20 protein-coding genes are annotated in these 23704 nt (G+C 33.8%); 8 read left to right on the top strand and 12 right to left on the bottom strand.

Annotated elements, in window-relative coordinates:
• Nucleotides 1-43: 43 nt before the first annotated feature.
• A complete protein-coding gene (locus ACFSTE_RS14085; RefSeq protein ID WP_378258647.1) occupies nucleotides 44-745 on the bottom strand; it encodes a TIGR04282 family arsenosugar biosynthesis glycosyltransferase in 702 nt (233 codons plus the stop codon).
• Nucleotides 746-1046: 301 nt separating this feature from the next.
• Here ACFSTE_RS14085 and ACFSTE_RS14080 point away from each other — a divergent pair, with 301 nt between their 5' ends.
• Together ACFSTE_RS14080 and ACFSTE_RS14075 are read left to right on the top strand one after the other, a co-directional pair.
• Nucleotides 1047-1925, top strand: coding sequence for a hypothetical protein (locus ACFSTE_RS14080; protein ID WP_176027485.1), 879 nt, complete (start codon nucleotides 1047-1049; stop codon nucleotides 1923-1925).
• Nucleotides 1922-2656 (top strand): GH25 family lysozyme, encoded by a 735-nt coding sequence (locus ACFSTE_RS14075; RefSeq protein WP_378258642.1) that lies wholly within the window; start codon nucleotides 1922-1924, stop codon nucleotides 2654-2656. Before ACFSTE_RS14080 ends, ACFSTE_RS14075 begins: the two co-directional genes overlap by 4 nt.
• Nucleotides 2657-2766: 110 nt before the next feature.
• On the opposite strand, the gene ACFSTE_RS14070 is transcribed toward ACFSTE_RS14075, so the two are convergent.
• Nucleotides 2767-4065, bottom strand: coding sequence for a C1 family peptidase (locus tag ACFSTE_RS14070; protein WP_378258640.1), 1299 nt, complete (start codon nucleotides 4063-4065; stop codon nucleotides 2767-2769).
• 312 nt (nucleotides 4066-4377) lie between these two features.
• Here ACFSTE_RS14070 and ACFSTE_RS14065 point away from each other — a divergent pair, with 312 nt between their 5' ends.
• From ACFSTE_RS14065 to ACFSTE_RS14055, 3 genes are all read left to right on the top strand, one after another.
• Nucleotides 4378-4965 carry a Crp/Fnr family transcriptional regulator gene (locus tag ACFSTE_RS14065; protein ID WP_378258638.1) on the top strand — a complete coding sequence of 196 codons (588 nt, stop codon included), beginning with the start codon at nucleotides 4378-4380 and terminating at the stop codon, nucleotides 4963-4965.
• Between the two features lie 82 nt (nucleotides 4966-5047).
• Complete coding sequence (locus tag ACFSTE_RS14060; protein WP_176027489.1) at nucleotides 5048-5569, top strand: hypothetical protein; 522 nt, start codon at nucleotides 5048-5050, stop codon at nucleotides 5567-5569.
• A gap of 13 nt (nucleotides 5570-5582) precedes the next feature.
• Nucleotides 5583-6722, top strand: coding sequence for a cytochrome-c peroxidase (locus ACFSTE_RS14055; RefSeq protein ID WP_378258636.1), 1140 nt, complete (start codon nucleotides 5583-5585; stop codon nucleotides 6720-6722).
• A 107-nt stretch (nucleotides 6723-6829) separates the two neighbouring features.
• On the opposite strand, the gene ACFSTE_RS14050 is transcribed toward ACFSTE_RS14055, so the two are convergent.
• The 10 genes from ACFSTE_RS14050 to ACFSTE_RS14005 form a co-directional block, all read right to left on the bottom strand.
• Nucleotides 6830-8185: a RagB/SusD family nutrient uptake outer membrane protein gene (locus ACFSTE_RS14050; protein WP_378258634.1), complete on the bottom strand. Its 1356-nt coding sequence runs from the start codon at nucleotides 8183-8185 to the stop codon at nucleotides 6830-6832.
• A gap of 13 nt (nucleotides 8186-8198) precedes the next feature.
• Nucleotides 8199-11231 (bottom strand): SusC/RagA family TonB-linked outer membrane protein, encoded by a 3033-nt coding sequence (locus tag ACFSTE_RS14045; RefSeq protein ID WP_378258632.1) that lies wholly within the window; start codon nucleotides 11229-11231, stop codon nucleotides 8199-8201.
• Between the two features lie 335 nt (nucleotides 11232-11566).
• Nucleotides 11567-13060 carry a M48 family metallopeptidase gene (locus ACFSTE_RS14040; protein ID WP_378258630.1) on the bottom strand — a complete coding sequence of 498 codons (1494 nt, stop codon included), beginning with the start codon at nucleotides 13058-13060 and terminating at the stop codon, nucleotides 11567-11569.
• Nucleotides 13060-14199: a DUF6882 domain-containing protein gene (locus tag ACFSTE_RS14035; RefSeq protein ID WP_378258628.1), complete on the bottom strand. Its 1140-nt coding sequence runs from the start codon at nucleotides 14197-14199 to the stop codon at nucleotides 13060-13062. Before ACFSTE_RS14035 ends, ACFSTE_RS14040 begins: the two co-directional genes overlap by 1 nt.
• 19 nt (nucleotides 14200-14218) lie before the next feature.
• The gene (locus ACFSTE_RS14030; RefSeq protein ID WP_378258626.1) at nucleotides 14219-14770 is read right to left on the bottom strand and encodes a hypothetical protein; all 552 of its coding nucleotides are present in this window, start codon (nucleotides 14768-14770) and stop codon (nucleotides 14219-14221) included.
• A gap of 127 nt (nucleotides 14771-14897) precedes the next feature.
• A complete protein-coding gene (locus tag ACFSTE_RS14025) occupies nucleotides 14898-15308 on the bottom strand; it encodes a hypothetical protein (protein WP_176027496.1) in 411 nt (136 codons plus the stop codon).
• A 200-nt stretch (nucleotides 15309-15508) separates the two neighbouring features.
• A complete protein-coding gene (locus ACFSTE_RS14020) occupies nucleotides 15509-16246 on the bottom strand; it encodes a LytR/AlgR family response regulator transcription factor (protein ID WP_176027497.1) in 738 nt (245 codons plus the stop codon).
• Nucleotides 16243-18084, bottom strand: coding sequence for a tetratricopeptide repeat-containing sensor histidine kinase (locus ACFSTE_RS14015; protein WP_378258623.1), 1842 nt, complete (start codon nucleotides 18082-18084; stop codon nucleotides 16243-16245). Before ACFSTE_RS14015 ends, ACFSTE_RS14020 begins: the two co-directional genes overlap by 4 nt.
• Nucleotides 18085-18577: 493 nt before the next feature.
• Nucleotides 18578-19039, bottom strand: a complete 462-nt coding sequence (locus ACFSTE_RS14010) for a GyrI-like domain-containing protein (RefSeq protein ID WP_378258621.1) — start codon at nucleotides 19037-19039, stop codon at nucleotides 18578-18580.
• Nucleotides 19040-19095: 56 nt separating this feature from the next.
• Nucleotides 19096-19818: a helix-turn-helix transcriptional regulator gene (locus tag ACFSTE_RS14005; RefSeq protein WP_378258970.1), complete on the bottom strand. Its 723-nt coding sequence runs from the start codon at nucleotides 19816-19818 to the stop codon at nucleotides 19096-19098.
• A 227-nt stretch (nucleotides 19819-20045) separates the two neighbouring features.
• On the opposite strand from ACFSTE_RS14005, the gene ACFSTE_RS14000 reads away from it, so the two are divergent.
• The 3 genes from ACFSTE_RS14000 (at nucleotide 20046) to ACFSTE_RS13990 (ending at nucleotide 23516) form a co-directional block, all read left to right on the top strand.
• Nucleotides 20046-21308 (top strand): alginate export family protein, encoded by a 1263-nt coding sequence (locus tag ACFSTE_RS14000; RefSeq protein WP_378258619.1) that lies wholly within the window; start codon nucleotides 20046-20048, stop codon nucleotides 21306-21308.
• A gap of 174 nt (nucleotides 21309-21482) precedes the next feature.
• Nucleotides 21483-22211, top strand: coding sequence for an iron-sulfur cluster repair di-iron protein (gene ric, locus ACFSTE_RS13995; protein ID WP_176027502.1), 729 nt, complete (start codon nucleotides 21483-21485; stop codon nucleotides 22209-22211).
• Nucleotides 22212-22295: 84 nt separating this feature from the next.
• A complete protein-coding gene (locus ACFSTE_RS13990; protein WP_176027503.1) occupies nucleotides 22296-23516 on the top strand; it encodes a hypothetical protein in 1221 nt (406 codons plus the stop codon).
• Nucleotides 23517-23704 lie beyond the last annotated feature (188 nt).

The raw sequence follows: 23704 nt of genomic DNA, 5'->3' as shown, positions 1-23704 counted from the left end.
TGCAGCTGTTTTGAGAAGCTCTTTCCTCTCGAAATACAATCTCTCAGTTAAAAGAGTTTATCAATTGAGGTGATCCTTTATTATAGCGTCCTGTTTGTATAATGGCGATATAATTCAGAGGAGTCATACAGCGAAACTGTTTTAGCTCTTCCTGTAATAAGTAAGATAGAAGTTGCAAAAAAGAGTAGGAAAACGTTTTGAAAAAACCACTAAAACACTTTACATCACTTATAGTATCTATATCTCTAAGCCTTTTCTTAATGTGCAATGTTATCTGTTTTTTTCTAAAAAAATCAATCATTGCCGGCATTAGATTTGGTGTTTTCCATGGCAATTGCAGGATGATTTCTTTTTGGAAATGTGTCTTGTGAATTCCCAATAGATAAATTCCTCCATCCATAGATGGACCGATCACAATGTTCTTTTCTGAAATGGTTCGATTTGCATCGATAAGGTCTGTTGCCTTCAATTCAGGACTATCATTCCCTATCGTTATTATTTTTTGATACCCCTGAGAAAAAATTTCCTGAATCGCATTTACTAATCGCTCTTCAAAGGAATCTCCTCTTTGCTCTTTTTCTGTATATATAACATAGGGAAGGTTACTTTTTTCTATTTCCCGAAGCGTTTTCATCGTGCAATACTCAAAAAGCGCTTTTCCTTTTTGAATTGGCTTATGCTTGATTTCTTCTGATGAAGAATTCGCAAACATTAATATAATAGCTCGTTCTTGTTCTACCGGCACGATTAACTTGATTATTGGTATCAATTAAAAAACAAAGAGTCGAATATCTCTCTTTATCATTACAAGAAATATTCTTTTTTTGCCGTTATACCTTAAAAATACCTCCTTTTTACAACAAAAACAATTCTTCTTTTGAATAAAAAAACAGGTAATTTCCCCTATTTTCTTCTGATATCAAATCGGTTAGTTTTGTTAGAGAAGTGCTATCAATAATAAATAATAGTACACCTTTTTTAGTCCCGTTTCTCAATGAGAACATACTAAAGTGTTCTTTTTTTATTGTACTCTATAAACCTAAAACATGCTCAAATTTTTACAAGAAAACAAAACCAGAATACTAATTGCATTCATTGCCATTCTTTTGGTTTTGCTTTCTTTTCATGGGCATTATCACGATAAAGCAACTGCCTGTGTAAAGGAAGTTTCTAGTAGAATGTCTGAGAGTTCTACTTTCATTACCGTCATAAAAAAAACAATCAGTTATGTTGCTTCGGAAGGGATTCCTGTAATCAAGGGCTATGCTTCTAATACAGTAGAAGATCTCACTAAAATAGGCGACTACCTCACTGTCACAGAAATTCTGATCAAGATACAGACATTGCTTCTTGCTATTTTTAACCTTACTATTTTTAAGCTAATCCCATTAGTTTTTATTGTGGGTTTGTTTTTAAAAAATTATAAAACAATCGCGTTTAAACTTTTACTAATTTCTTTGTTTCTCACTCCTGGGTTATCAATTTATGTCAATACAATTCATTCAATTGCAATAGCTGTAAAAATAGATTTAGGAATTGATCTCAATAAAAAGCTCTCTGAAACAAAAGCTACTTTTGCCCAAAAAGAAACTGCGCTAAAAGAGCACCAAAAAGCAATCAAAGACAAACAATTAGAAGAAGCAAAGAGTAAAGGAAAAAAGAAAATCAGTTTTTTAAAACGAGCAGAAGATGCTGTAGTAAATACTGTAGAAGATATCGGACTTAAAGTAGAAAAAGATTTTAAAATCGCAGAAGAAATCGTATTACTCAATACTGAATTGCTGTTACAACATCTGGTCAATCTTTTTACCTCCATTATTCTGCTTTATTTCATTTTGCCTATTTTTTATTTCTACCTCATCAATCTGATTCTAAAAAGCTTATTCCAGTTTTCTATTAATGAACTAATAAACCAAAAGCTATGAACAAATTATACCTACTTCTTTTTTGTTTTTTCGTAAGTATCTTATCTTGCAAAAAGCAGAAAACAAACCTTAATGACGCTCCTATTCTTGGTATTGATATTTCTCATTATCAAGGAAACATCAATTGGAAGAAAATAAAGAAAGATGGAGTTTCTTTTTGTTATGCCAAAGCGACACAGGGAACTTCTTTTGTAGACCCAAAATTCAAAACAAATCAGAAACAGGCAAAAAAAATCGGTTTAAAACACGGGTCATATCATTTTTTTATGGCAGGAAAAGACCCTAGAAAACAAGCTGATTTATTTATCCAAACAGTTGTCTCTCTTAATGAAGGAGATATGATTCCTATGCTGGATCTGGAACAAGAAGGTTTAGAGCATCATATTTCTGCTATACAATTCCAAAAAGATGTGCTCTTATGGTTATCAATAGTGGAAGATAAATTAGGGATCAAACCTATCATCTATACTAACAACCCTTTTGGCAATACATACTTAACTGATTCAAAATTCGCTTCTTATAAACTTTGGATTGCAGAATACCAGGTCAAAACTCCAAAAACACCATCAACATGGGCTGAAAATGGCTGGACAATCTGGCAACGTTCTGAAAGAGGAAAAGTTTACGGAATACAAGGAAAAAATGTAGATCACGATATCGTTAACAAAAAATATAGCTTACAAGATATCATGTACACTCCGGATCTTCACAGTCAATTATCCAATATGTAATTTATCCAACACAGACTCTTAGTATATAATTCTTTTCCTTTGTTATCCTGAAATCATTCAAACAAATGATTTCAGGAATTGGAAAGGCTTATTTTTTCTGAAAGATTATTCTAATGCATCCCACCTGATACTCCATTATTCAAATAGACAGTTTTATATTTCCACGGAGTCCATACATCATCTTTTCTCGCCTTTACCCGAACAGTAACGCTGCCATTCTCATGTGGACTAACTAACAGACTACTCATCATTTCTCCATGTATTTCAGAGGTAGTATATGCAGGAGTAATTACCTCCCACTCCCACTCATCTGCCGGCAGATTGCTATGCACAAAAAACTTGGAGTACATTTTTCCTCCAATCCAAATATAATCTAAATGTACCCCCACAGACCACAAAGTAAAAAGCGGAGAAACTGGAACACATTGCAATGCTGTATCTACCACAAAAGGAGAAACTCCCGAAGCTGCGTTATTTTTCTCTATATTTTCTACGCGGTATAATGCTATCGTCCCTGAAGAAAGTAACTCTATAAAATCTTCGTCATCAACTATCTTTGCTTCTCCGGAGAACCAACTATCTTTCATAAGCCATTTGGTGGTGGTATCCGTTTGATTCTCCCATCCAATAAGTGTATATGCATGATACGATACTGCTGTCATTTCTGATGTGCTATACTCCTTAAACTTTTGCAGCACATACCCTGAATCGGTTTCTTCATTGGTTACTTTTAGAACAACCGGTCCCTGGGTCATAATAATATTTTTGAGATGATCTACTGTTGGAACTTGTGAAAACGGAAGTGCAATAACATCTGAAACTGTCAAATAATCAAAATCTGTCACAGGTTCTCCACAAGTATCGAGTATTTCATATGTTGTAGGAGGCTCGTCAATTGCTGCTATTACAAAATTTCTTTCTTCATTAATACAATTTAAGGCTTTTGTTCTAAAATTATTATAAACCGGATCAAACCAAGAATCTACTCCCGGAAAAAAATCACTTAAAGTGTACTCATAATGTCCCGGGATTTTTTCAGGCACCTTAAATCCCGATTCCAACACTGTTTTATAAACTGCCATATCTTCATCAAAGACTTTCATATCCAAATAAGCATCTGAAAGAGATAATGAAACCGTCTCATTATATTCGATCATATACATGGTTTCTATGGCTGCATTAAATGCGTATGATAAACAAGGCCCTTGAAAAGGTTGCTCTCGTTGCGGAGTTGTAAAATTTCTCATCCCTGATTCTGTATGAACTGCCTTCCATGAAAACTCACATGGGATATTTTTTATAGGTTTTATTTCTTTACTTACTTCTTGATATGCTACCTGATACTGTCCTAAGACTATACATGGTATCAAAAGCCACAAAAACAATACAATCGTAAATTTATTTCTCATACTAGTTTAGATTTATTTATTACTGATTTACTTACATCTTTTGGCACAGGAATTAAAGAGCTTCTTTTCTTACATACTATTTTTTCTTATTTGTTACCTCGTCGGTATATATTATAAGGAGTATCGCTTCTTTTTTTATTACCCATTTCTCTTATATCAGTAGTATTTTTCGGTTTTTACTTTCTTATTCCTTAACTCCTGTCACCTTACAGTTTATACCCCATTAAAAATCACCTCTTTCATACTACATCTTCTTTCTTCATATAAATGATTTTTAGTATTTTCCCGCTGTTATTTTTACAATTGAGATTTATGAAGACGGAAGACATCATTGCTAAACAACTTAGAAGTTTAATTCCCTTAGATAATAATGAGCTAAAAACATTCTTCTCTATGGCATCCAAAAAAAGTATAAAAAAGCATGATTTTTTCTGTAAACCAGGGCAGCGGATTTCTCACTTTTATTTTCTAGAAACAGGGATTGCCAGACACTACTACCAGGATAAAAATGACAAAGAACACACAAAACATTTTATCTTTGGAAAACGCTTTTTTGTCGCCTCTCTATCAGACTATATAGAGCACACTCCATCCAAATTATATTGTCAGGCGCTGGAAGATGCAACTGTATATTATTGGGATTTAAATAAAATTCTGACCATTGCCGAATCTAATCATAAATGGTACAAACTTTTCTACGTGCTGGCAGGACGAGCTTTTGTTGGAAAAGAGCAAAAAGAATTAGAATATTATACACTAGATGCAACTCAGCGTTATATCAATTTTTCCAAAAAACACAAAAATATTCTCAATCGAATTCCCAATACTCAAATTGCCTCATATCTCAATATTTCTCCGGAAACACTTAGTCGTCTCAAAAAGAAAATTCTGTTTGAGTAAAAATTAACTATTGACATAGATCAAGATTTGCTCCTCTTTTTTGACCATACATTTGTGAAAATTTTAAAAAATTGGTCAGAATATGAAGAAGTTATTGATGTTGCCATTATTATTTTGGTGTTTTACCACCATGAATGCTCAAGAAAATGTTAAAAAATGGAGTGTTTCTACAGACGGATATTTATTTATTTCCGGGGATTACTCAAGCACCTATGAAAGTGCAATCGGGCTTACTGCAAAATACAATTTATCCACAGAAAAAAAATTAAAACCATTTGTAGGAGCGAATTATATACGATCCTTAGGAGGTACCAATGTTTTATTAAACGGCTTTGGTGTTCTTGGAGGATTTGATTATGACTTTGGTAAAAACCCATATAAGGGATTCTATGCCTCTGTCTATGGAGGGGGTATTTATCTGAATGAACGTTTCTCATTCTTATTTGCTAATGAAGAGCGAGAAGAGACTATAACAAATTTCGGGTTTCAGGCAGGGTTGGATATTGGGTATCAATTTAATCGTTCCATCAGATTGAGCACCGGTATACAACAGTTAAATACTGAAGGAACAGGAATTAAAATAGGTCTTACCATTAACTTTTAAACCCCATCATATCATGAAACTTTTAAAAAACCCTATATTTATCATTGTTAGTATTTTATGTAGTAGTTGCGCAGTTGAGGCTGAATATGTCCCTATTGATGAACGTCTGGATGCACTCCCAGGAAAACCGGGAGTTCCATTAGATAATGAAATTACAGAAGCTCGGGTAACACTTGGAAAAAACCTTTTCTGGGATCCTATCTTATCCGGAGATCAAACAGTTTCCTGTGCTACCTGTCATCATCCTGACAAAGGATATGCAGATGGAAGAGCTCTATCTTCCGGAATTGGAGGAAAAGGTCTTGGTGAAAGCAGAACAGGAGGAATGTTGGTCAAACGAAACTCTCCGACAATCCTAAATACTGCTTTTAACGGTATCGAAAACAATACCCCCTATGATCCTACTACAGCACCAATGTTTTGGGATAACAGAGCCTCTTCACTGGAATCACAGGCCAAGCTTCCCATACTCTCTTTAGAAGAAATGCGAGGACATGGATTCGAAAAAGATATAATTATTGATACTATTCTTCAACGGATACAGAAAATCCCTACTTATGTTGCTCAATTTGAATCTGCTTATGGAACGAATAGTATTACTGAGATGAATCTATTTAAAGCTATTGCAACTTTCGAAAGAACTCTGATTGCAAATAACAGTCGTTTTGATCAATACGTAAATGGAAATTCTGATGCTTTATCAGATCTGGAAATTCGTGGACTACAGGCTTTCATTGACAGTAAGTGTACCAATTGTCATAGCGGACCGATGTTTAGCGACTATGAATTACACAGTCTTGGAGTAGCGGATCATAGTGACCTAAAAGAAAGTGATGATGGGAGAGATGGACAATATCGTTTTAGAACTCCTACATTACGCAACCTAAGCATCACAGGTCCTTATATGCACAACGGTACTAAACGAACTCTTGAAGAAGTAATGGAATTCTATGAAGCACTGGGAGAAGGAGAAATTGAAAATCCAAATGTGAATGGTGATATGCTTTCTGAGGACTTAGCCGATATGGAGGTTGACGAAGAACAGTTTGAATCTATTATTGCCTTTATGCTTTCCTTAAATGATGATCATTTTGATAAATCAATTCCTAAAAGTGTTCCCAGTGGACTTCCTGTAGGAGGGGATATTAAATGAATCTACTAAATAAGCATCTTTTAAAACAAACACCCCTTAGCAAAACTAAGGGGTGAATATATTTAATGAACAAAATTCGTTAAGCGAATTTTTATATTAACGGCTAATTAATATCCTGGATTCTGAGTTAAGTTTGGGTTTGCATCCATTTCTCTTTGTGGAATAGGAAGTACTAATTTATCATCATTAGCATCAATTCCATCTACAGAACCTCCCAAACGTTTAAGATCATGTAACGCAAAGCCTTCAAAAGCTAATTCTCTTTGTCTTTCTAATAAAATATCATCAAGCGTTATTGCGGTAAGTTCAGCTGCGTTTGCTCTGGTTCTTATTCTATTAATATCATTCAGCGGACTATCTCCTTCTGTTGTCCCCAATCTTTCATTGGCTTCTGCTCTGATCAAGTATAATTCTGCTAATCTGATAAACGGAACATTCGCATACTGCTCCTGCCATTTTGTAGAAGCTCTTTCATCCTCTGCATCATAAAAGAAGGCTCCTCTCTCATCATTAGAGTCATCAAATATTGTCCAATAAGAATCATTTATTGCTATATCTAAGCCTACTCTACCACCAAAATCATTTGATGCCCAATATAAGTTCATCTCATTACGCCCACCTTGAATTGTTATCTGCCATGCAAAAATATCTTCACTGCCATCTTCCGAATTATTAAAAGCTTTTGAATAACTATCTACTAGCTCAAAATTTCCATTCTGAATAACCTCATTAGCAGCATCTCTTGCTTTTTCATATGCTTGCTGCTGCAGATATACTCTTGCCATTAATGCCTTTACCGCATATTTATCTGCAAACTCTGCATTTGCTTCTGGTAGTGTATTATATGCTTCTGTAAGATCCGTAAGAATTTGAGCATACACCTCTTCCACTGTATTTCTAGATGGTCCTTTTATTTCATCCAAATTTAATGTTGGCAATAACACTAAAGGTACTCCCGGCTGGGGATTTTGTTCTCCTTCTTGATATGTTTTTCCAAACAATTTTACCAACTCAAAATATACAGCTCCTCTGATAAATTTAGCCTCTCCTTCCAGACTATTTCTCTCTTCTTCATCTTTTACAACATCACTATTCGCTAATACAATATTAGCTTGATTAATCGCTCTATAACTGTCAATCCAAATACCTGAAACATCTGTATTATTAACTGTCATTTGTTTATTATCAAACTCTTTTAAGGTATTAAAAGTTCCTCCAAAATCAATCAACTGATCATTTCCTAATAATTCAGAAGCATTATGGATTCCTCCTCCTAATACATTACCGCTTCCAGCTCTTTCATATGCAGAAATTAATACACTTTTCAGACCTTGTTCAGTAGTTACTGCATCTTCTACCTCTATACTTTGCTGTGGAGTTAATTCTAAATTATCATCACAACTTATTAGTAGCAATATCGATAATATCCCACTAAATTTTATAATCGTTTTTTTAATATTCATGATTGGTCATTTTTTAAAAATCAACATTAATCCCCATGGTATATGTCTTTGCTGCAGGAGCTGAGTAAAATGTCTCTCCTACTCTTTGGTTATTACCTCCAAAGTGGTCCGCTGTAGATTCAGGATCATACCCACTAAAGTCTGTAAATGTTAATAAATTAACCCCTGTAAAATAGATTCTGCATCTTTGCACAAAAAACTTCTTGGTGATGTCTTCTGGTAATGTATATCCCAAAGTGATATTTCTTAGTCTCACAAAGTCTGCATCTTCTAAATACCTAGTACTTTGCTGATTACCATTACGTATTCCCATTCTAAATTGAGGAACATTTGTAATATCTCCTGGTTGTTGCCATCTGTTTAATTGATCAGCAGTTTGGTTATCTACATTACTTCCATTACTAGATTGAAACTCCCCTGCTCCATTGTATAAAGAAGCTCCCCATTCTCCCTGAAGAGTAAAAGAAAAATCCAGATTCTTATAGTTGATCGTATTGGTCAATCCTGAGATTAAGGTAGGGAATGGTCTTCCTGCTACAATTCGTCTGGCTTCTGAAAAATCATTCGTGGTACTCTTATCAATAGTACCATCTGCATTTTCTGTATTTTTAATAAAAAGTGCATCTCCATTTGCCGGATCTACTCCTGCATATTCTACTAAATAAAATGATGAAATACTTTCTCCTTTACGTACAATATTAACCCCATTGATAATATCTCCTCCAGGTAATTTCGTAATTTCATTGTCAAAGGTAGAAATGTTAAATGAAGTAGTCCAGTTAAAATTGGAGCTAGAAATATTTTTAGTATTGATGACTACTTCCAACCCTTTATTTCTTAATTCTCCTATATTCTTAAAGACACTCAGTACTCCCGAGGTAGTTGGAACAGGCTCTGCTAATAGTAACTCATCCGTATTCTTTACATAATAATCTACTTCTGCTTTAATTTTATTATTAAAGAATCCTATATCGATTCCTCCATCTACCTGAGTTGTTCGTTCCCACTTCAGATCCGGGTTTCCTATTTGATTAAAGATTAAACCTCCTCTATCATTATATGTTGATTTACTATTATTAAGAGTGTTACTGAATAGATTTAATCCTCTAAAATCTCCTATCTCTGCATTACCTGTTCTTCCCCAACTTCCTCTGAATTTTAACAATGATAAGAATGAAGATCCTTGTAAGAAGTTTTCCTCTGATACAATCCATCCTACAGAAGCTGCCGGGAACCAACCAAATCTATTCTCTTTTCCAAAACGAGAAGATCCGTCATATCTCAAACTGGCCTTAAAGAGGTATTTGTTATTTATACGCAATCCAGTACGCCCAAAATATGAAAGGAAATTAACCTGATCTTTTCGAGATCCTCCTGCTGTTATTTGACTGGCATTATTCAAGGTTATCAACTCATCTGATGGAAACCCTTGTCCTTCCACAAATTCCGAGCGTCTTATTTCATCTTCAAAACTCATTCCTAGAGTCATATCCCAATCTACATAATCGCCTATGGCTGTATCAATTTTGAAATAATTATTGAAATTATATTTTTCTGTTTGTACTGAAGAAGCTGTTCCTCGTCCTCCCACTGGTCTTCCTAAAAATGTTTGGCTCCCTAAAAACTGATCATTAGACTGTGATAACATATCATATCCAAACTCACTTCTAAAACTTACATCTGGAATAAATTCATATTCTAAATAGGTATTTGCAAAAGTTCTCCAAACCTGATTCTTAATGCTTGCGTTTGTTTCATTAAATAAGAAGTTATAATAGCTTAGCCCGTCCCTATTTGGAGTTACTCCATCTTCTAAGTATGGTGAAGACAATGGTGATTGTGCAATGGATTGTAATGGAGTTGTAAGACTATTATCATTCGAAATTCGATCAATAATCGTTTTTGCCAAACTGGTTTTTACTCCCATAGAAAATTTATTAGAAATATCATGATCCACATTCACTCTAAATGTATATCGCTCCATCTCATTTCCTAATACAATTCCTGTGGTATTATTATAGGCTGTAGATACGAAAAAACGGGTTTTATCTCCACCTCCTGAAATATTTACTCCTAAATCTTGTACAGACCCTTCTCTAAGTGCAATATCCTGCCAATCTGTATCTATTTCATTATTTCTCCAATCTTTACCATTAGATAATTTATCAAAATCCTGCTCTGCAGCAGCAGTACTACCTGTAGTATTTACAGAAGCTTCTGAAAACAATTCTACATATTCTGCAGCATTTAACAGATCTATTTTATTAGTTGCACTACTAATTCCGAAAGAAGAATTTAGGGACACTCGCGTTTTTCCTTGTTTTCCTTTCTTAGTGGTAATAATAATTACCCCGTTTGTTCCTCTGGCTCCATAGATTGCAGCAGAAGAAGCATCTTTCAAAATATCAATAGATTCAATATCATTAGGGTTTAATGATAATAATGGGTTTAATGGCGCTCCATTTCTTGATTCATTCGTGTTATTAATAGGGATTCCATCCAGAACATATAACGGTTCCTGAGATGCTGATATAGATGCAATTCCTCTAACACGTACTTTTACTCCTCCTTCTATCTTACCATTGAGCTGTGTAATTTGTACTCCAGCTGCTTTACCTACTAAAGCACTCTGTAAGCTTGGAGTAGGAACTTCGGCTATTTGATCTGCAGAAATAGAAGCTACACTAGTGGTGATATTTTGTCTGGATTGTGTACCAAATCCTACCACTACTACCTCTTCTAAAGCGCTTACATCTTCTTGTAATGTTACGTTGATTTTCACTTTATCCATTACGGGAACTTGTTTTGATTCAAAACCAACAAAAGAAAAAACAAGAATGTCACTTGAAGTTGCTTTTATTGTATAATTCCCATCAAAGTCTGATAAGGTTCCTGTTGTTTTTCCTTTAACAATAATATTTACTCCGGGTAAAGGAATTCCATCTGAACCACGAACGGTACCCTCAACCATTCCTTCTTGTGCACTTGCTAAAAAAGAACACAGAAAAAAAAGGCTTAAGAGAATTTTTACATGATTTTTTTTCATAGATAATTAAGCAATTAGTTTATTATTAGCTAGTTTTCAGCGGGCGAAATTATCTATAAACCACAATAAATCATTGTAAAAAATACTATTTATTACATTATTAGTAATATTTAAGACAATTTAACAAGAAAAATTTAACAAAATTATGGTTTAACAGTAAGTTGCATTGTGCTCTTTCTATCAATGATTTACTAAATCAGTTCAAATTTCTTTTTTGGTATATTTTGTTTTTTCTCTTTTTATAAAAATTACATGTTTTTTAACAAAAAAAGCATGCGATATAAAATCACATGCTTTTCAAAAAATAAAAACAGTAAAAACAGTATTTACAAACTTTATTCTATCCCTTGTGCATCACTAATTACCCGATCGATAAATTCTGTATTGATATACAACATCACTGCCAAAGTATACAGTACTTTTACCTCAGAGTCATCAATAGCTCCATCTGCATAGGTTATAATCGATAAATCTCTCAAAATATTCAGTTTTTGCATTACTGACAGTACTACATCCAACTCTTTGGCAAGCGCTCCCAGCTCTCCTATCATTTCTTTTTCTTCCAACCCTTGTATGGTAAGCATACATTCTGCAAATATTGATGCATCGACAATACTACTCAATGCCTGAATTTCTGATTCTTCAATTGTTCCATCGGCATTAGCAATCAAATACCCTCCCAAAAACATAAATCGTTGTATTTTATGGGTATATTCTGCCCCTCCATTCAGGTGTTGGGGTTCCATCAGTGACATTACGCGTTTGATTTCGGATTCCATAGTTTCTCCTGTAATCTCTACTGTGCACGCATTGTTAAACTTTTTATATGTTTCGCTCTTATTAAAAAGTTCTAATGCTTTTATTCTAATTGGGCTAAAAGGATGGCTGGAATACCAATCTGAAGGATCGTGACCTGCATCATTTAACACACTTTCCAGGTCTACAAATTGCTGTAAATATTCACTTAACTGAAAATCTAACGAGTCTGTTGTAACTCCTGATGATAATTTAAAAAAAGTTCTTCCTGCTGCTTCAAAGCTTTGACAACACAGTAAACCTGCTCTATCTGCGCTTATTTCAGCATTTCTGTTCCACGCATATAATTTCATGGCATGAATAGGAGCTAATGTATCTCTCCCTTCTTCCAATATGTGTTTTACTGGGTACTTAAAGTGTTCAAAAAGAACATGCCCTATTTCATGTCCGACAACAAAACTCAATTCATCTTTTTGGAATCGTTCTAAGATCCCTGATGAAAGAATGATATACAGTGTGTTATCATCCGGTGGATAACAGGATGCATTAAAAACATCACTTTGGTAGACAAAAAACTCTATATTGTTTTTGAGTTTTAGTATTTCTTTGCAATGTGTCCCTATTTCATGTAACTGAGGAGCTAACGTTTTTGTCAATCTCAAACTGGATTTCAAAAGATGCCTTCTCGATTTAAATACTGGGTTATTACTTTCTATTGTTTCCAGTACTTTTTGAATCTGATTATCTTTTTGAAAAGCTAATACATACTCTTTATCTCCTTCATATACCAAATTATCTAATATCAATCCGCTCCTGGTATTTCCATATACCTTATCTTCTAAAGAAGTATCTACCTCTCCTCTTGCATTGATTTCTTCTATTTTTTCTTGATATAATGTTACTAACTGGCTTGTCTTCTTTTGGAAATCACTACTGCTGACACGAATTTTATCCATATCACCGGTCAACTGAGCTTCTTCCAATTCTTTCATCATTATTGTCTGCGCCTCAGAAATCGCTGTCTGATGTTCTTCTTCTAACTCCTGCAAGGTTGTTGATTGATATGCTGTCATTATACTGCTACTTTGTTATTTGTCAATTTTACTAACCTCCCTTTCAGGTCAAAAATCCCAAGAAGCTGATCGCCTTCTTTAGTTGCCACAATATTATTCCCTGTCAACTCCATAGAGTATCCTTTCTTCTCTAAATATGAATACAGTGCATGTTTATGAGAACAGGCTACTGCTGTAAGCATTTTCGTAAAATTAGCAGCCAGTAATGAAGGTTCTTTGAGTTCCTTTGCTTCTATTTCATCGGATTTAATCAATACATAGACATTTAGTCCTTTAAATTTTAACGGACAATAACAGCTCATCCCTGTTAAGGAACTGGCAATGGCTCCGTAGAAATGTCCAGGATCTTCTTCTGTATCTATTTTAGGGCTTACAAAATCTTCCACTCCGTACTTACTTCCTACGGAACGTAATTCGTGAACTGCTTCTAATAATACTTCTGGAATCCCGCTTTGTTGATTTCCCCATGCCCATAACCAGGATTTTTCTTTTTCTGAATATGTCCCCAACATTTGCATTGAAAATTCCTGTGTTCCAAATGTGACTGTTCCTTTTCCCATGTTAAAATCCCAGGATTGATCACTCACCATATCTGCGAATATGTTTTGCTGTTCAAAAGACCTTGCCACGCACTGATTATAAAGCACTTCTATATCCAGCTCTTCCAATACTTTTTCTTCGTCAGCTGCTTTTTTTTCTTCTTTTACTGAAGAACTTTCTATTACTTCTTCCAGACCGTTTTCTAATAGAAAAACAATTCTTTCGGTTCGATCTTCCACTTTATCTGCATTTAAAACCGGGCTATGATCAATTGTTAATACTCCTCCCTGAAAAGTAATCGCATGCGTTGGATTGTGCTTATTGTCTTGATTAAGAATAGTTACTTTTTTCAAACCGGTCTGCAACATTTGCTGTCCCATAGCATCACTGGCGATTTCTTTTAGCCCGTTTAATAGTGGTAAAAAATAGATCTTGGGAAATGTGTCATCATACAAGTGAGAGAATCGATCTTCACATAATGTATCCCAGGAAATATCAAATGAAATTTCAAATCCCGCAGTTTTATTTATTTCATTTTTTATGGTTTCGAAATGAGTTGTTCTAAATGCTTCAACAGCTCGTTTTTCTTTTAGTCCCATGGTATTTCTTTATTTTTTGTCACAACACTTCTAACAAATGCTCTTCTAGAGTTTTGGTTAAGTTTGATGGTGTTGCTTTTTGATAATTAATTTTTGCTAAAATTATATCCTGATCTTTGGATATATCTATTGACCCCGAGGTCAATTGCAGTTCTATTTTGCGAATGGTACTCCAGGCTTCTTTTCCTAAAGTGTCCGATCGTATTTCGGCTATGGCACGACAAAAATGAACACCCCAATCTCTTATATTGAGCCGCTCTTCTACTGACTTTAACTCATCTGGTAAAGTGATTGTAAAATCGGGAATCCGTAATGATGCTATCATGCTCATCAGCCACCTTCTTAGTGCCAAAACTGTTATGGATGCTTTCTCATCCACTGGTCTGCTGATAGCCCCATCAGATAATATCACTGCCGCTTTTTTAGGTTGTAGCACTGAGACCATTGTTATCTCATAAAGAGAAAAATAACTCACTTTCTCTCTTTTATCCCTCATACAAATAAAGCTATCACTGCAATCAATAATAGTTCCTTCTATACACGCACCATTACGCAATAAAATCTCAATCAAACACTATGGTGCTGTCCTAAATAATTCTTGTATTACTGAAGTGGGAGATTTCGCTTTGAATTGTCGCAGATATTCATTGTCCATTTCTATTGATGTATTCTATTTTAGATTAGAAAAGGAGACTTTTTTATAAAGAGTTTTCTATAACTTGCTGTAATACTGAGATCCGTTCTTCTACTTTATCTGCATTCAGTACAGGACTATGATCTACGGTTAATACTCCTTCTGAAATTGTATAAGCTCGTTCCGGATTATGATGATCATTCTTGTTACAAATCACAATCTTATGGATTCCTTCTTTCAGGGCTTCTTTACCCAAATCATCAACTCCAATTGCTTTAAAGGCCTCGATCAGAGGTATAAAATAGATCTTAGGGTACGTCTCTGAATACAAATGAATAAAACGTTCTTCAAATAATGTTTCCCATTCAATTTCCATAGGGACTTCATTTCCTAATGCCTCTAAAATCTGTTGTTGTAAGTCTGGAAATTGTTCTTCCTGAAATATTTTGGTAAATCTCTTTTCTTTTAATCCCATTATATTTTCTTTTGATGTTTATTCGATGATCAAGATGTATATCCCAGGGCTTCCCCTGAAATACAATTTATCTCCTAAGTAACTCCTCTTACTCTTACTCGAGGTAGTTTACTTCAATTTCAATCAAAAATACATGGAGGTTTTACCTTATTCTCTAATCATTTTATATGTGTCCCTGTTAATTTTATATCTGAACTGAATTAGAATTGTTCCAGAATACGTTTTACATACGATTTCTTTCTTGTTGCTACCGGAATTTTTTCTCCTCCGGTCAGGTGTACAGTATTATTTGAGGTCAGCGTCTGGATATATTTTATATTTATCAAGTGGGATTGATGTACTCGTACAAAGGTGTGATTACTCAATAAATTCTCATAATATTTGAGGTTACGGGCACTCATAATTGTTTGATTTGTGGTATAAAAAACTGTATAGCTCCCATCAGACTGGCAACGTATAATATCATCAATCTGCACAAAATATTGCTGATCTGAAGTTTTAATCAACAGGGTTCTTTGTTCTTCTTTTTTATCTAATTCTGATATTTTCTCTACTGCTTTTTTATAGGCGAGTTCTTTCTTATACCCTACTCTAAATCGATTTATACACTTAAACAGCTCATCCGAATCTATCGGTTTTAGCAAATAGTCTATGGTTTCAAATTTAATTGCCTTTATAGCAAATTCATCATAGGCTGTCGTAAAAATAATTTTAAAATTAATTGTATCTAATGCATCCAAAATCTGAAAAGCACTTCCTCCTACCAATTCTACATCCAAGAATACCAGGTCTACAGTTTCATTCTTAAGAAAAGAAATTCCCTCAGGGACATTATCTATTTTAGCGACAATAGTGATGTCTTTCTGTGTATATTTTATCAATTTCTCTAATGCATTCATTGCATTAAATTCATCCTCAATCAATACAGCTCTAATCATAGCATTCTTAGTTTAAATACAACTCTTGTCCCTATAGATTCTTTTATATCATTTACTAAATCCTGAATATAAAAATGTTTTTCCTCTCCTTTTTTTCTATGCTTCAACCGTTCCTTAAAAACATCTGTAGCATGTACCTCATCTTCTATTTCCTTTTGTTTGGAAAAAGCATTTCTTCCCACTCCATTGTCCTCAATGACAAACTGAACACCTTCTTTGGTTTCCGAAATGTCAATTAACAACTTTCCCTTTTCCTCTTTATGCTTTAATCCGTATTCGATTGCATTTTCTACAAATGGCTGTAAGAGCATGGGAGGAATAAAAATTTCTCTGGTATTGATGGCTTTTTCTACCATAATTGTGTAGGTAAACATATTATTAAACCGCAATTGTTGTGTCTCTATATAATTAGTTATCATTCCTATCTCCTGGTGTAGCGATATCTTTTCTTTTCTCACATAGTCAAAATTCTGACGAATTAACTTTGAGAACCTGGCAATGTAATTAGAAGATTGCAGAGAATCTCCTTTTAAGATTATGTTTTGGATTGCTGCCAAGGTATTGAAGATAAAATGAGGGTTCATCTGTGCTCTCAATAAGCGTTGTTCTAACTTCGATGCCGTATTAGCAGAACGCAACTTGGTCGTATATAGCCAAAAACCAACTACTATTAATACAAGTAATAAAGACAATACAATAGTAGCAAAGAGTAATTTATTACTCTCATGTAATTCTTTTTCATATGCCAATTCTGCTTCTCTCTGTTTAATTTCATAGGTTACATTTGCGAATGAAAGCAATTTATTTTTTTCCGCTATTGTTTGCTGTTGCTGAATACTGTCTCTAATAATTTGTTGCTCCAAAGCCCGTTGATATTTCTCTTCTAAAATGGCTATAGAAATCAGTTTATCATAAACTTCAATCGATTCGCTATGATTCGTATGTTTTTTGTATTCTCCTAATGCTTTTTCATAATATGTTGTTGCCGAATCATGAACTCCCAACATCAGGTACATATGCCCCAGTCCTTTATATGGAGCTGCATTAATCGCTTTGATATTCTTATTTAATGTTATCGCACCTCTAAAAAATTTTTCTGCATTTTTCTCTTCTTTAGCTTTAAGATATGTATAGCCTATGTTATTGAGAATACTAACTGTCATTTTAGGGTCTTTGGTATACTGCTTATTTTGTATAATTTCCTGATAATTCTCCAGAGCTCTGTTGTATTTTTTTTGTAGCACATACACACTAGACATATTACTTTTTATCGCTATTTTAGAAATTGTATCCGGTAAATGTGTAAAGACGGAATCCGCCTTTTTTATATAAGTAAGTGCTTTGTTATAATCTTTTAGTTTGAGATGCAGATGAAATAGCTGATTATATGATTTAGCACAGAGTCTATCGTTAGTAATATCTTGCGAAATACGAAGTGCTTCCAGAGCGTATTCTTGTGCTTCTTCTACCTTACCCAAATGTAAGCTTGCTGCACATAAGGTTATTAAACTTCTTCCTTTATTATAATCATCTTTTAATTTATGAAATAGCTGATAGGTTTGTTTATGAACCTTTAACGCCTGATAGTACTGATCATTTAAAAAATAAATTTCCCCTTTCTTAAACAACAATATGGCTATTTCGGCTTCATTTATTGCTTCGACGTATTTGGATAGACTATCTATCTTTTTTAAAGCTTGTAATGGTTTTTTTTGTGATATTGTATCTAGAGCACTTAGTGAAGTTGTTATAGCGGGTCGTATAGTTGCTTTTTTATCACAACTCATAAAACAAAAAAACAGCATCAATATACAGCTAAGTTGTATGGATGACTTCATAGTAGAGGGGTAGTGGCTTATTATTACTGCTAAAATACTAAATCCACACTGTATTCACTACATCGAATATAAAACCTATCTAATCGAATTTAAAACTATTTTGCTTTACGGAAAAAACGGGTCTATGTTTCGTTCAGAAAGTGATTTTATATAAGTACCTACGGGTTATACATGCAATAAGTTACGTCTTGACATAATGTAGGTACTTTTTTGACTGTGTTTGTTTCAATGAAAAAATAGCAACCCCTTTACTAATAAACCCCTTTTTATAGAAAAGAATATACTTTGAAAAACAAGTATTTCTTTTCTATAAAACAGAAGACCACCTAAACAATAAAATTCCAATTCCCTCATCCAAACGGTTTATACAAATAGCACATAAAATTATTTTTTTAAACTAATAGATCCCCCCAGTCTAATAGTACAAAAAACATCATATTTTCTTCCTTTTGTAGTATCGGGAATTGGAATTTTCATCGCATCAGATGATCCTTTATTTCATCACTCCAACAAAAATTTCTACTTCGGCATCTGTCGGATTTTTAGCCGCTTCCCCATAGCGTTCAAAATCGGTTTTGTAAGTTCTCTCCAAAGGGGTATTCCAAATGTCTAACCAGGTATTATATACAGCTCCCTGAGTCAAATCACCTTTAGATACAAATGACATATACTCCCCCGCTGATATGGTTATCCCAACCATCCCTTCGGGAATATTATCCAAAGAGGTAACTGCACATCCTACAACGGTATCATAGGGTCTGGTATGATCTTTCTCATAATTTGTATATACTGCGTATAAGGTTTCATCTACTTTATTAGGGATTACTTCCTGTAGTTGTTGTGTCATAAACCGATTCCATAACTCAGGAATATCAGTTGCTGCTTTCATCTCTTCATTAGTAGTTCTTACAGAGACTCCTATGATATAAAAAGAAGTCATGTTTACTTTTTTCATGTCTTTAGTATTAATGATTCTCTGCAAACTTATAAGACAGTAATGTCAACCCTATGTCAGGGGTTCTTTTTTGATTTCTCCTCCCATGTTTTTTTACATATTTCGAAATACTCCTGCAATGTCATCGGATGTTTGGTAAAGTGTTCTTTGACTACTTTTATTTCTTTTATACAATCTAGCCTAAAAGATCGAAACTCATTTTTTAATCTACAAAATGCGATTAAAATCCAGTTTTCATTAGTACTGTACAACGCAAATGGTTCAACGGTTCTCTGCGTCCTATTATCTTCCAGGGACAGGTAATCCAAAAATATTAATTGATAATTAGTGATAGCAGATTGAAGAGAAATTAAAAAATTACTAGAACTGATTATATCCCGATCTTTTCGTACGTGAATTCTATTTTCCAGAAGCTCGGTTTTTTCTTTTTGAGAATATCTCAAAACTGCTTTTACTTTTGCTATTGCCTCTTGATAATGAGTTACCAAAGAAATATCCTTATTCGCACTAATCACTTCTGCTGCCGTTATCAAAGCATTTGCCTCTTCTTCAGAAAACATAACTGGTGGCAGCTTATATCCCTCCATCAGGGAATATCCTCTTCCTTCCTCTGTGACAATCGGTATTCCTGATTTTTCTAATGTTCGAATATCTCTGTAGACGGTACGAATACTTATATTGTGCTTTTCGGCAATACTTCTGGCTGTTATCAATTTTCCGGATTGCAGCTGCGTCATAATTGAGGTAAGCCTTACCAATCTTGGTTTCTCTTTCTCCATAAGAATTTCTTGATACTCTATCAAAAGTACATTATTCCCGTAAACTATCTTTATTATTTTTATCTCAAAACACAAGATTTATTCATTAAAGATCATCTTTAAAAAAGGTTTAAAACCTTACGTTTTTTCCTCCTTAATAAAACAAACGTGTCTGAAATGACATTTATCATTTCCTATCCCTTTTTATCTTTTAAATTTTGTAACCATAAATTCTTATTATATCCGTTATGAAAATACACAATAGTTTCACTTTGGCGTTTTTTTTATTCTTTACCTATTTTTCGAACGCTCAATTAAAAATTGATGCCGAATTACGCCCTAGATTCGAATACAGGCATGGTTTCAAAACACTTTTTGCTGATAATGTTGACCCCGCAGCGTTTGTTTCTCAACGAACACGATTAAAAACAGCTTATAAAACTGAAAAGCTGGACTTTTTTCTAAGCATTCAGGATATCAGAATTTGGGGAGATGTCCCTCAGCTAAACACTGCTGACAAAAACGGTTTAAGTATTCATGAAGCCTGGGGAAAAATTATGTTTACTCCGGAGTTTTCTGCAAAAATTGGTCGACAAGAAATTTCCTTGGATGATCAACGTATTTTCGGAAGTGTAGATTGGGCGCAACAAGCACGTAGTCATGATGCAGCTGTATTAAATTACCAAAAAAACAGATTTACCTTAAACATAGGTGCTGCCTTTAATCAAGATGCTGAGAGGTTAACCGAAACAACACTAACTACTCCTAATACTTATAAAAGTTTGCAATATGCCTGGTTGCATAAAGATTGGAATAATTTTTCTGCTAGTTTATTATTTCTCAATAATGGTCTTCAATATATTGATGATACTAATACAGATAATAATGAAACTAGATATAGTCAGACAGCAGGAACCCATTTTGGCTATAAAAAAAATAAACTAGGTATTATTGGTAATGCATATTATCAATTCGGTAATGACCTAGCTGACAATGACCTGAGTGCATATCTCCTTGGTTTAGAAGCCAGTTATAAAATCACTCCCAGTTTTACTCCTATTCTAGGAATCGAAGTACAAAGTGGAAACGACAATGGAACCACTTCAAATAGGGAAAATACTGCTTTTAATCCATTTTATGGAACAAACCATAAGTTTAATGGTTTGATGGATTATTTCTATGTCGGGAATCATATCAATAATGTAGGGCTCATCGATCTTTATGCTAAAGCTAAAATAGCCCTTACAACCAAAGCAAATTTACTGGTTGCCATACATAATTTTTCTGCGGCTGCAGATATGCCTTCTAATGGTGATACTCAATTTGGTAATGAAATTGACTTAGTCTATTCATACAAGATGCAAAAAGACATTGCTATAAAAGCCGGATATTCTCATCTTTTTGCGGCTGATGGAATGGAACTTCTCAAAGAAAATACAGATGGAAACACCAATAATTGGGGATGGATAATGCTTATTATTAAGCCAACCTTATTCACTAGTAACAATTAAAATGCAATAAATCATTATAAAAAAAGCACATTAATAACAGGTATTTAATGTGCTTTTGTCATCATAAAAAGAAACTATATGATTGAGATCATATAAAGTTATAGGTATCTGCCAGTATCTTCACAATCCTCTTAAAGCCTTGTTTAATTTTGTTTCACTTTAATAAGAAATCCTATGATAATTACGGCACAAAAAACAGTAGCAGAAGTAGTCGCTGATAATATAAAAACAGCACACGTTTTTAAGAAATATGGAATTGACTTTTGTTGTGGAGGAGGAATCACTATTCAAAAAGCTTGTTCTAATCATAACATCGATTATGATATAGTTAGGAATGAATTAATGGCTATTGATCAAAAAAATAAAAAGGAGTTTGATTATAACAATTGGGAGTTAGGCTTTTTAATCGACCATATCATACATGTACACCACACTTATGTAGAGGAGAGTATTGGTATCTTATTGGCATACACTGAGAAAGTAGCGAATGTTCATGGACATCATTACCCCGAACTTATTAAAATTAAGGAACTGTTCTTAGAAGTAGCGAATGAATTAACAACTCATATGAAAAAAGAAGAATTAATTCTCTTCCCTTTTATAAAAAAACTAATCAAAGCTGACCAAACACAAACTCCCTATGCCTCTCCTCATTTTGGAACCGTAAAAAATCCGGTACAAATGATGGAATATGAACATGAAAACGCTGGGACAATTTTTAAAACAATTGCTAAATTGACAAATAATTACACCCCTCCAGAAGAAGCCTGCAACACTTTTAAGGCGTTGTATGCTGAGTTAGATGATTTTGAACAAGATTTGCACTTACATATTCATTTAGAAAATAATATTGTTCACCCAAAAGCGGTAGCTTTAGAAAAAAAAGTACAGAACTGTCTGTAAAAAGCTTTTCTATTTACAACAGCAAACCATATTTTTATTTCATTATAGATTATATGGTTTGCTATATCATAAAAGAAGTCCACTATGGTACAGATACAAAAACATGCTACTATCGGAATAATATACTTTTGTATCATTGCCTTTTTAGGGATTATACTACGAATGTCTCATGTCATATTCCTTTCTACAAATTATAAGCATATTGTACACACTCATTCACATGTGGCATTATTAGGTTGGATCTACACAGGAATAACCTCTCTGATTTACCAGTTATATTTATCCAAAAGAAACATCGGCAAAACATACAAAAGGCTTTTTTGGTGTACACAAATTACCATTATAGGCATGTTGTTTACTTTTCCATTTACAGGCTATGCTTTCTTTTCTATTGTGTTTTCTTCTCTTTTTATAGTTGCTTCTTATTACTTTTTCTGGTTGTTTATAAAAAATACAACTCCCGAACAAAAAAACTCGTTTTCATATGCACTAATCCGAAGCGCTTTAATCTATATGATTCTATCCAGTATTGGTCCCTGGGCATTAGGAATCATAATGAATACACTAGGCAGTTTTTCTCCCTGGTACAAACACGCCATTTATTTTTATCTTCATTTTCAATATAATGGCTGGTTTTTTCTCTCATTGTTAGGGGTCTTTTTTTACATACTGGAACAACAAAAAATAAACATCCCAAGAAAGAGAAAACGCTTGCTATATTACTCCTTTCAGATAGGAATCCTCCTGTCTTTTTTCTTATCTGTATTGTGGAACACTCCAAAATCACTAGTCTACCTTTTAGCCGGCACAGGAGCTATTAGTCAATTATTAGGCCTTGGGGTATTCATCAAAATAAGTAATAGCTCTTTTTTTATTTTTCGCAAAGACCTCTCCCCCTTTAAACGAGGTCTGTATCGATTTATCTTAGGGTTACTCTGTCTTAAGTTTTTTCTCCAGACATTGACGGCGTTTCCTTATTTCTCTAATATTGTTCATTCTAATTTAGACCTTATAATAGGATATCTTCACCTAACATTCTTAGGAATCATCAGCCTGGCTTTATTACTTTTTCTCAATCATTTTTATTTAATAGTACTTCCCAAAACATCTATGACCCTATACTTAATTGGTTTCATAGGTTCGGAGCTTCTTATATGCTACAAAGGAATATCTATCTGGCTACAACTTCCTCTATTTAGTCACTATTTTTTTCTACTCACTTTACTGAGCTGTTTTATGCCGATTGGTATCAGCTTCCTTCTTTTTTCTAATCTCAGGCATTTAAACCGATCTTCTCTCTTGTAATTCATCTATAAAAATAAAGAGTTTATCATGAAATTTTTTTAGTTAAAAGAATAAAAGATGTTTTTATCTTAATATATGATTTAAATCATATTTAAACTATTATTTGTCAATTACTTTTGTCTATCTCAAAACAAAGTAAGGTTGTCTTAAAGTTCAGACATCGGGTATTAAATTCTAAAAAACACTAC

The sequence above is a fragment of the Aquimarina hainanensis genome (assembly GCF_042684685.1).
In the GTDB taxonomy this organism is placed as follows: Bacteria; Bacteroidota; Bacteroidia; order Flavobacteriales; family Flavobacteriaceae; genus Aquimarina; species Aquimarina hainanensis.
This window is presented reverse-complemented; position numbering and strand designations above follow the sequence as displayed.